We start from the raw sequence: 6,472 nt of genomic DNA on the forward strand, positions 1-6,472 counted from the left end.
ATTCCTCAAGCGAGCGCCGGGAGGCGCGCAAGACAAACCAAAAGCGGCGCCCGCAAGGGGCCGGCGCCAGGGTCTCGGATAAAGGCTTATTCGCCGTAGATATCGAAGGCGAAGTACTTGCCCATCACTTGCTGGTACTTGCCATTGGCGCGGATCGCGTCAATCGCTGCACTCAGACGTGCAACGTTCGCACTGTCGCCTTTACGCACCGCGATTCCGGCACCTCTGCCGAAGTATTTCGGGTCATTGATGTCCGGCCCTGTCAGTGCGAAACCCTTACCTAATGGTGTTTTGATAAAGCTCTCATCGGTGTTGACGATGTCTGCAAGCGTGGCGTCCAGGCGACCCGCTGCCAAATCGAGGAAGGCTTCATTTTGCGAGGAGTAGCGCACCACCAGGGCGCCGGCTTTCTCAAGCTGCTCGGTGGCGAAACGGTCATAGGTCGAAGAGCGTTGCACGCCCAGTTTCTTACCTTTGAGATCGACCAGCGGGTCGTTGATCACGCTACCGGTCTTCATCGCGAACTTACCCGGCGTGTGGTAGTACTTTTTGCTGAAATCGACCGACTTCATACGGTCTTCAGTGATCGACATCGACGACAGCACAGCATCGATCTTGCGCACTTTCAGCGACGGGATCATGCCGTCGAATTCCTGGATGACCCACTCGCATTTGACCTTCATCTCTTCGCACAGCGCGTTGCCAATGTCGTAGTCGAAACCACTGACGTTGCCCTCTGGCGTCTTGAAAGAGAAGGGCGGGTAGGCGGCTTCGATACCGATACGCAGGCTGTCGTCGTCGGCATGTGCCAGCAAGCTTGCGGCGCACAGTGCCAGAGCACCTAGAAGTTCTGTCTTGTACATATTGTTGACTCCTTGGATGGGGCGTTGGGGTGATACGGGATTACCGTCCGGTCTGGTGAGGTGGACTGTCCTGATGATTTGCGAGGGTATAAATGACATAAAATAATTCACAAATCAACTTAATGAAAAAAAACATATCAGCGCAGGGCGACACGCAGGGCACTGGTGGACTGACCTCACCTGTGTCATCAATCCTTTGAACAAAAAACGGGCGCCGATAAGGCGCCCGTTTTTTTATTCCGGTATCAAGGTTTTTGCGCAGTCGGAAACTGAGCCAGTTCGCAGTACTGCGCTGTCCTTAGCGTCGATCCAGCCAAACCGTTTGTGCATTACAGAATTCGCGCACCCCGAAATGCGAGAGCTCACGGCCAAAGCCACTCTTCTTCACGCCACCAAAACTGACACGCGGATCGCTGGCGCTATAACCGTTGATGAACACGCCACCGGTTTCAAGTTCGTCGGCCATCTGCCGGGCAAGTTCGACATTGCGCGTGAAGAGAGTGGCGGTGAGGCCGAACTCGCTGTCATTGGCCAGCTCCAGCGCATGGGCTGCGTCTCGGGCCGTGATGATTGAGGCCACAGGACCAAACAACTCCTGTTTGAATGATGTCATCTGATCGGTCACGTCGCCGAGTACCGTAGGCTCATAGTAGTTGCCGGGGCCTTCAGCCTTCTTTCCACCCATCAGCAGCGTCGCGCCTTCTTCCAGTGTGTCGCGCACCTGTTGATCCAGTTCGTCGCGCAGATCGAAGCGAGCCATCGGGCCGATATAAGTGGTGGTGGTCAGTGGATCACCGACGACCAGTCGTTGGGTGGCCTCGACGAACTTGCGGGTAAACTCCTCGACGATGCCTTGCTCGACAATCAGGCGCTTGGCGGCGGCGCAGACTTGCCCGGTGTTTTGATAGCGCCCGATCACCGCGGCTTTCACTGCCTCATCGAGGTCTGCGTCGTCGAGCACGATAAACGGGTCGGAGCCGCCCAGTTCCAATACACATTTCTTCAGTGCCGCTCCAGCCTGAGCACCGATGGCCATGCCCGCACGCACGCTACCGGTGAGGGTGACCGCCGCGATACGTGGATCGGCGATCGCCCTGGATACACCCTCCGGGGTGACGTTGATAACCTCGAAAACACCTTCAGGAAAGTCCGCTTGCTGGAAGGCTTCCAGCAGCAGGTAGGCGCTACCCATGACGTTTGGCGCGTGTTTGAGCACGTAGGTATTGCCGGCGAGCAAGGCGGGGACCGCGCCGCGCAGGACTTGCCAGATGGGGAAGTTCCACGGCATGACGGCGAGAATCGGGCCGAGCGGGCGATATTCAATGCGTGCCTTGTCGCCTTCAACCAGGGTCGGTTCCGGGCTCAGCATGGCGGGGCCGTGTTCGGCGTACCAATCGCAGAGCTGCGCACATTTTTCAATTTCACCGCGGGCCTGAGCGATAGGCTTGCCCATTTCCTGGGTGATCATGTTCGCCATGGCCTGCGCATTGTTGCGCAAGGCCTGGCCGAGGTTGATCAACAGCTGCGCGCGCTGCTCAACCGGTTTGCGGCGCCAGGCGCGAAACCCGGTAGCGGCCCGCGTCAGCGCGGCCTGTAATGCCGAATCGGATTCGAAAGGGTACTGGCCGATCTGTTCGCCCGTGGTCGGGTTGATCGAAATGGCATGGGTAAGGCTGGATACGTGGGTCATGGCACCGTCCTGCGGGGTGGGAATGTGCTCAGGTTATGGGGGTATATGTTTTATGGAAACTGAATAATACTGAGCATAACGTTCACGTTTGGAGAATGATTTGGATCTGGTTCAGCTCGAAATTTTCAAGGCTGTCGCCGAGCACGGCAGCATCAGCGTGGCCGCCCAGCATATCCACCGGGTGCCATCGAATCTCACGACCCGAATCAAGCAGCTTGAGCTGGACCTGGGTGTGGACCTGTTTATCCGCGAGAAGAGTCGCCTGCGCCTGTCGCCGGCAGGCTGGAGCTTTCTGGATTACGCACGACGTATTCTCGACCTGGTTCAGGAGGCGCGCGCCACAGTGGCAGGTGAAGAGCCGCAGGGAGCCTTCGCCCTGGGTTCGCTGGAAAGTACTGCGGCGGTACGTATTCCAGAGCTACTGGCCGCCTATAACCAGAAGCACGCCAAGGTCGAACTGGACCTGTCCACCGGCCCCTCCGGGACCATGATCGATGGGGTGCTGTCAGGGCGGCTGGCCGCGGCATTTGTCGATGGTCCGGTGTTGCATCCGGCGCTGGAGGGCGTGCCGGCATTCGAGGAGGAAATGGTGTTGATTGCACCGCTCAACCATGAGCCGATTCATCGGGCCAAGGATGTGAACGGCGAAAACATCTATGCCTTCCGCTCCAACTGCTCCTACCGCCATCATTTCGAAAGCTGGTTCGCCAATGGCGCGGCGGTGCCCGGCAAGATTTTCGAAATGGAGTCCTATCACGGCATGCTGGCCTGCGTCAGCGCCGGTGCCGGCCTGGCGCTGATGCCCCGCAGCATGCTCGAAAGCATGCCTGGATGCACGACGGTCAGCGTCTGGCCGCTGTCGGAGTCGTTCCGCTATCTGCGCACCTGGCTGGTGTGGCGCAGGGGGACGGTGTCGCAGAGCCTGACGATGTTTGTGCGCCTGCTCGAGGAGCGCGGGGTGGTGTTGGTCGAAAAATAGTGGAAAGTTAACGGTCTGCGCTGAAAAACCGGATAATGGCGGCCAAATCGTATAGCTCGTTATTCTGGTAAGCACGCATGGAAATCAAGGTCAACTTTCTCGACAACCTTCGACTTGAGGCCAAGTTCGACGACTTCACGGTGATTGCCGATCAACCCATTCGCTACAAGGGCGATGGCTCGGCACCGGGGCCGTTCGATTACTTCCTGGCTTCGTCGGCGTTGTGCGCGGCGTACTTCGTGAAGTTGTACTGCGAGACTCGCAATATCCCCACCGAAAATATCCGCCTGTCGCAGAACAACATTGTTGATCCGGAAAACCGCTACAACCAGATTTTCAAGATTCAGGTCGAATTACCGGCGGACATTTCCGCCAAGGACCGTCAGGGGATCTTGCGCTCCATCGACCGTTGTACGGTAAAGAAGGTGGTGCAAACCGGGCCTGAGTTCGTGATTGAAGAGGTCGAAAACCTCGACGCCGATGCCCAGGCGTTGCTGATGCCGCATTCGACTGGCGAAGCGGGCACCTACATTGTGGGCAAGGACCTGCCGCTGGAACAAACCATCGCCAACATGTCGGGCATCCTGGCCGACCTGGGCATGAAGATCGAAATCGCTTCGTGGCGCAATATCGTTCCCAACGTGTGGTCGCTGCACATCCGCGATGCGCATTCGCCAATGTGTTTTACCAACGGCAAGGGCGCGACCAAGGAAGGCGCGCTGGCATCGGCGCTGGGCGAGTTTATCGAGCGGCTCAACTGCAACTTCTTCTACAACGATCAATTCTGGGGCGAGGACATCGCCAATGCGGCGTTTGTGCATTACCCGGACGAGCGCTGGTTCAAGCCGGGCCCGAAGGACGAACTGCCGAGCGAAATCCTCGACGAGTACTGCCTGAAGGTTTACGACCGGGATGGCGAGTTGCGTGGCTCGCATCTGTACGACACCAACTCCGGCAACACCCAGCGTGGCATTTGTTCACTGCCGTTTGTACGCCAGTCGGACAATGAGGTGGTGTACTTCCCGTCTAACCTGATCGAAAACCTGTTCCTGAGCAATGGCATGAGCGCTGGCAACACGCTGGCCGAAGCCCAGGTGCAGTGCCTGTCGGAGATCTTCGAGCGCGCGGTCAAGCGCGAAATCCTCGAAGGCGAAATGGCCTTGCCGGATGTGCCGCAGCAAGTGCTGGCGAAATACCCGGGCATCCTGGCGGGTATCCAGGCCCTGGAAGAGCAGGGCTTCCCGGTGCTGGTCAAGGATGCATCGCTGGGCGGGGAGTTCCCGGTGATGTGCGTGACCTTGATGAACCCGCGTACCGGTGGCGTGTTTGCCTCGTTCGGCGCGCACCCAAGCCTGGAAGTGGCGCTGGAGCGCAGCCTGACGGAACTGCTGCAAGGGCGCAGTTTCGAAGGACTGAACGATCTGCCCCAGCCGACCTTCGAAGGTCAGGCGGTGACTGAGCCGAACAACTTCGTCGAGCACTTTATCGATTCCAGTGGTGTGGTCTCGTGGCGCTTCTTCAGTGCAAAACCTGATTTCGAATTCGTTGAGTGGGATTTCTCCGGTCAAGGCGAAAACTCCAATGCCGAAGAGGCCGCGACCTTGTTCGGCATTCTCGAAGGCATGGGCAAAGAAGTGTACATGGCGGTCTATGAGCACATCGGCGCCAAGGCCTGCCGCATTCTGGTGCCGGATTACTCGGAAATTTATCCGGTAGAAGATTTGATCTGGGATAACACCAATAAAGCGCTGCAGTTCCGCGCCGACATCCTCAATCTGCACAGTCTGAGCAAGGTCGGCCTGAGAACGCTGGCCCAGGGTTTGGAAAACAGCGAGCTGGATGATTACACCGACATCACCACCTTGATCGGCATCGAGTTCGACGACAACACGCCTTGGGGCAAGCTGACGATCCTGGAGCTGAGGCTGCTGATTTATCTCGCCTTGCAGAAGTTTGATCAGGCCAAGGATCTGGTGGAAGCCTTCTTGCAATACAACGACAACACCGTCGAGCGCGGCTTGTTTTATCAAGCCGTGAACGTCGTGCTGGAAATGCAGCTGGACGATGACCTGGAACTGAGCGACTACGAGGTCAACTTCCGCCGGATGTTCGGCAACGAGCGGATGGACGCGGCGATAGGGTCGGTGGATGGCAGCGTACGTTTCTATGGTCTGACGCCGACGAGCATGAAACTGGAAGGGCTCGACAGGCACCTTCGTCTGATCGACAGCTACAAGAAGCTGCACATGGCGCGGGCGAGGGTGGCGGCTTTGTACAGCTGACAGCGATAACAAAAAAGCACCTTGGGTGCTTTTTTGTTTTTTGACTATGACATGGGTTGCGGCTGCCTATGAGGAAGCTCTTCTATATAGAAGGGCGTTCTGATCCTTCTATATAGGCGTCCTTTGGGGCGATTTGCAGGTTGTTGATAGAAAACCCGAATCAGTGCTTGACGGCAGATTATAGATGTCTATAATTCGCCCCACTTCCGGCGCACTCGAAACGGAAAACTCCTTGGTAAACAATGAGTTACGCAGTTTTCGGCAGCAGGTTGCTTCAGCTCATCGAAGCCAAAAGGAAGTTGAAAAAGAGGTGTTGACAGCAGCGTGTAACGCTGTAGAATTCGCCTCCCGCTGATGAGAGATCTGAAGCGCAAGTGGTTGAAGTTACAAGGGAAACTTTGAAAGCTTCAGAAAATAATCACTTGACAGCAAATGAGGCTGCTGTAGAATGCGCGCCTCGGTTGAGACGAAAGATCTTAACCAACCGCTCTTTAACAACTGAATCAAGCAATTCGTGTGGGTGCTTGTGGAGTCAGACTGCTAGTCAACAGATTATCAGCATCACAAGTTACTCCGCGAGAAATCAAAGATGTAACCAACGATTGCTGAGCCAAGTTTAGGGTTTTCTCAAAACCCAAAGATGTTTGAACTGAAGAGT

4 protein-coding genes are annotated in these 6,472 nt (G+C 56.6%); 2 read left to right on the forward strand and 2 right to left on the reverse strand.

The features are described from left to right. Nucleotides 1–86 precede the first annotated feature (86 nt). Together KGA83_RS04545 and KGA83_RS04550 are read right to left on the reverse strand one after the other, a co-directional pair. A complete protein-coding gene (locus KGA83_RS04545) occupies nt 87–863 on the reverse strand; it encodes an ABC transporter substrate-binding protein (RefSeq protein WP_108219308.1) in 777 nt (258 codons plus the stop codon). A gap of 298 nt (nt 864–1,161) precedes the next feature. Next, a complete protein-coding gene (locus tag KGA83_RS04550; RefSeq protein WP_223528718.1) occupies nt 1,162–2,553 on the reverse strand; it encodes an aldehyde dehydrogenase family protein in 1,392 nt (463 codons plus the stop codon). 100 nt (nt 2,554–2,653) lie between these two features. On the opposite strand from KGA83_RS04550, the gene ptrR reads away from it, so the two are divergent. Both ptrR and KGA83_RS04560 read left to right on the forward strand, forming a co-directional pair. Next, a complete protein-coding gene (gene ptrR / locus KGA83_RS04555; RefSeq protein WP_008047600.1) occupies nt 2,654–3,532 on the forward strand; it encodes a putrescine utilization regulator PtrR in 879 nt (292 codons plus the stop codon). Between the two features lie 77 nt (nt 3,533–3,609). After that, nucleotides 3,610–5,814 (forward strand): OsmC domain/YcaO domain-containing protein, encoded by a 2,205-nt coding sequence (locus tag KGA83_RS04560; RefSeq protein ID WP_108219306.1) that lies wholly within the window; start codon nt 3,610–3,612, stop codon nt 5,812–5,814. The last annotated feature ends 658 nt before the right edge of the window (nt 5,815–6,472 follow it).

This window comes from Pseudomonas sp. GL-R-19, assembly GCF_019956375.1.
Lineage (GTDB): Bacteria > Pseudomonadota > Gammaproteobacteria > Pseudomonadales > Pseudomonadaceae > Aquipseudomonas.

Bases quoted from the DNA above. Each gene is read 5' to 3' on its own strand.
- KGA83_RS04545 (WP_108219308.1), bottom strand. From the start codon at position 863: ATGTACAAGACAGAACTTCTAGGTGCTCTGGCACTGTGCGCCGCAAGC.
- KGA83_RS04550 (WP_223528718.1), bottom strand. From the start codon at position 2,553: ATGACCCACGTATCCAGCCTTACCCATGCCATTTCGATCAACCCGACC.
- KGA83_RS04560 (WP_108219306.1), top strand. From the start codon at position 3,610: ATGGAAATCAAGGTCAACTTTCTCGACAACCTTCGACTTGAGGCCAAG.